The sequence below is a fragment of the Klebsiella sp. CN_Kp088 genome (assembly GCF_040064335.1).
Taxonomy (GTDB): Bacteria; Pseudomonadota; Gammaproteobacteria; order Enterobacterales; family Enterobacteriaceae; genus Klebsiella; species Klebsiella aerogenes.
The window spans coordinates 1-863 of record NZ_JBEAIQ010000008.1; the positions used below are offsets into that span (position 1 = coordinate 1).

General features: G+C 51.9%; 1 rRNA gene. It reads left to right on the forward strand.

Annotated elements, in window-relative coordinates:
* Positions 1-20: 20 nt before the first annotated feature.
* Positions 21-863: ribosomal RNA gene (locus ABLV08_RS03505) — 23S ribosomal RNA — on the forward strand; the annotation flags it as partial.

Genomic DNA, 863 nt, shown 5'->3' on the forward strand with positions numbered 1-863 from the left:
GAAACATCTTCGGGTTGTGAGGTTAAGCGACTAAGCGTACACGGTGGATGCCCTGGCAGTCAGAGGCGATGAAGGACGTGCTAATCTGCGAAAAGCGTCGGTAAGGTGATATGAACCGTTACAGCCGGCGATGTCCGAATGGGGAAACCCAGTGTGATTCGTCACACTATCGTTAACTGAATACATAGGTTAACGAGGCGAACCGGGGGAACTGAAACATCTAAGTACCCCGAGGAAAAGAAATCAACCGAGATTCCCCCAGTAGCGGCGAGCGAACGGGGAGCAGCCCAGAGTCTGAATCAGCTTGTGTGTTAGTGGAACGGTCTGGAAAGTCCGACGGTACAGGGTGATAGTCCCGTACACCAAAATGCACAGGTTGTGAACTCGAAGAGTAGGGCGGGACACGTGGTATCCTGTCTGAATATGGGGGGACCATCCTCCAAGGCTAAATACTCCTGACTGACCGATAGTGAACCAGTACCGTGAGGGAAAGGCGAAAAGAACCCCGGCGAGGGGAGTGAAAAAGAACCTGAAACCGTGTACGTACAAGCAGTGGGAGCACCTTCGGGTGTGACTGCGTACCTTTTGTATAATGGGTCAGCGACTTATATTCTGTAGCAAGGTTAACCGTATAGGGGAGCCGCAGGGAAACCGAGTCTTAACTGGGCGTTAAGTTGCAGGGTATAGACCCGAAACCCGGTGATCTAGCCATGGGCAGGTTGAAGGTTGGGTAACACTAACTGGAGGACCGAACCGACTAATGTTGAAAAATTAGCGGATGACTTGTGGCTGGGGGTGAAAGGCCAATCAAACCGGGAGATAGCTGGTTCTCCCCGAAAGCTATTTAGGTAGCGCCTCGTGAA